At 61.9% G+C, this 2,433-nt stretch carries 2 protein-coding genes and 1 pseudogene; all 3 read left to right on the top strand.

The features are described 5' to 3' along the window. The first annotated feature begins 67 nt into the window (after positions 1-67). The gene (gene ffh, locus VJV58_RS16710) at positions 68-1,612 is read left to right on the top strand and encodes a signal recognition particle protein (RefSeq protein ID WP_324138473.1); all 1,545 of its coding nucleotides are present in this window, start codon (positions 68-70) and stop codon (positions 1,610-1,612) included. Between the two features lie 167 nt (positions 1,613-1,779). Next, positions 1,780-2,115: a 30S ribosomal protein S16 gene (gene rpsP / locus VJV58_RS16705; RefSeq protein WP_324138472.1), complete on the top strand. Its 336-nt coding sequence runs from the start codon at positions 1,780-1,782 to the stop codon at positions 2,113-2,115. Positions 2,116-2,243: 128 nt separating this feature from the next. Further along, positions 2,244-2,433, top strand: a pseudogene (locus tag VJV58_RS16700) (16S rRNA processing protein RimM); the annotation flags it as partial.

Here is a 2,433-nt window from a genome sequence, read left to right as displayed (position 1 = left end):
GCGCGATGCGCCCTCGGGCGCAAAGGTGTTTCGGCATAGGCCTAAAGGCCGTTTTGGACTGGTGCTGATGTTCGACAATCTGTCGGAAAAGCTTGGTGGCATTCTCGATCGGCTGACCCGGCGCGGGTCGCTGACGGAGGCCGATGTCGATGCCGCCATGCGTGAGGTGCGCCGGGCGCTGCTGGAAGCCGACGTCTCGCTCGACGTGGTCCGAAGCTTTACCGAAAAGGTCCGCGAGCAGGCGATCGGCGCTACCGTGGTCAAATCGGTTACTCCGGGCCAGATGGTGGTCAAGATCGTTCATGATGAACTGATCGCCACGTTGGGTTCCGACGGCCAAAGCATCGATCTCAATGCGGTGCCACCAGTTGCGATCATGATGGTGGGTTTGCAAGGTTCGGGCAAAACCACCACGACCGCGAAACTCGCCCGCCGCCTGAACCAACGTGACAGGCGCAAGGTCCTGATGGCCTCGCTCGACATCTATCGTCCGGCCGCGATGGAACAGCTCGCAGTGCTCGGGCGCGATCTCGAGCTTCCAACCTTGCCGATCGTAGCCGGTCAGAAACCGGCGCAGATTGCGAAGCGCGCATTGGAAGCGGCCAAGCTAGGCGGCTACGATGTCGTGCTGCTCGACACCGCCGGCCGCACCACGCTCGACGAAGAAATGATGAGCGAGGCGGCCGAGATCAAAGCGGCCGCTCATCCCCATGAAGTGCTGTTGGTCGCGGACTCGCTCACTGGCCAGGACGCGGTAAATCTTGCACGGTCTTTCGATGAGCGCGTCGGCCTCACCGGAATTGTGCTGACGCGCGTCGATGGCGACGGCCGCGGCGGTGCGGCGCTGTCGATGCGAGCCGTCACGGGAAAGCCGATCAAGCTGATCGGCACCGGCGAAAAGACCGATGCGCTGGAAGATTTCCATCCCAGTCGGATCGCCGGCCGTATTCTCGGTATGGGCGACGTGGTCTCGCTGGTCGAGAAGGCCGCGGCCAACATCGACGCTGAAAAGGCCGCGCGCGTCGCCGAGAAGATGCGCAAGGGCCAATTCGACCTGTCTGATATGCGCGAGCAATTGCTGCAGATGGCGAATATGGGCGGGATCAGCGGGCTGATGGGTATGATGCCCGGCATCGCCAAGATGAAAAATCAGATCGCGAATGCGGGTCTCGACGATAAGATATTGAAGCGTCAGGTCGCGGTGATCGACTCGATGACACGCCAAGAACGCAAGCACCCGGATATCCTCAAAGCCAGCCGCAAGAAACGCATTGCCGCGGGCGCGGGCGTCAAGGTCGAGGAAGTCAACAAGCTCCTTAAGATGCACCGGAACATGGCCGACATGATGAAGGCGATGGGCTCCGGCAAGCGTGGCCCCATGGCCGGCATCGCGCAAGCAATGGGATTTGGTGGGGGTATGCCATCCGCCGAGCAGATGAAGGCGCTGGCCGAAAAAATGCCCGGAGGTGCAGGGCCGGTCGGCACGCCGACGCTACCGAAAGATCTTCCCGCCGGACTGCGCTCCGGCCTGCCTAATCTACCCGGTCTCACCGGCCTCAGCGGCAAGCCGACTCTCCCCGGCCTCGGTGGCTTCCCTGGGAAAAAGAAATGATAACGGCTCGCCGCCGCTCGACATTGCCCGAAGTGCGTGTTTGCGCCGTCGCGCAATCCACACGTCCGATCGTTACGGATTGGGGCATCCTCGCTGCCTCTCATCGCTCAACGACAACAGTTGAGCCAAACCTCGATATTCAAACCCACCTCTCACAGGAGAACTAAATGTCAGTCGTCATCCGCCTTGCACGCGCAGGCACCAAGAAGCGCCCGGTCTATCATGTCGTGGTCGCAGACTCGCGCTTTCCTCGCGACGGCCGCTTCATTGAACGGCTTGGCCATTTCAATCCTCTTTTGCCCAAGGACAGTGAGGCGCGGCTGAAGCTCGATATGGACAAGGTGAAGGCCTGGCTTGCCAAGTGCGCGCAGCCGTCCGATCGCGTCTCGCGTTTTCTCGACGCCGCGGGCGTGGCGAAACGCGCCGCGCGCAACAATCCGGAAAAGGCCGTGCCGCGCAAGGAGCGCAAGGCCAATGCCGAAGCCGCGGCCAAAACGGCGTAGGGTTTACTCGTGAGTTCGGCCGCGTGCTTGTGGAACCACGGCTGCTTGCGTGGTCCTCAGCATGGGACACCGAGACTTCCTCACCCGGTGCAGTGGCGGCTTGGCGGCTCAGAGGATGAGACACGGTAATGTCGTCCGCGCAAATTTGTGTCGCCCGCATCGGCGCCCCGCATGGTCTGCGTGGCGCGGTGAAGCTGTGGACGTTTACTGAAGATCCGCTCGCGGTACAGCGCTATGGACCGCTGGTCACAAAAGATGGCGCGCGTCAGTTCGAGTTGACCAGCGCCCGTGAGGCAAAAGGCCATCTGGTCGCCAACT

The sequence above is a fragment of the Bradyrhizobium sp. genome, assembly GCF_035273305.1.
In the GTDB taxonomy this organism is placed as follows: Bacteria; Pseudomonadota; Alphaproteobacteria; order Rhizobiales; family Xanthobacteraceae; genus Bradyrhizobium.
Note: the sequence above shows the minus strand (reverse complement) of the source record. Positions and strands in the feature narration are given on the sequence as shown.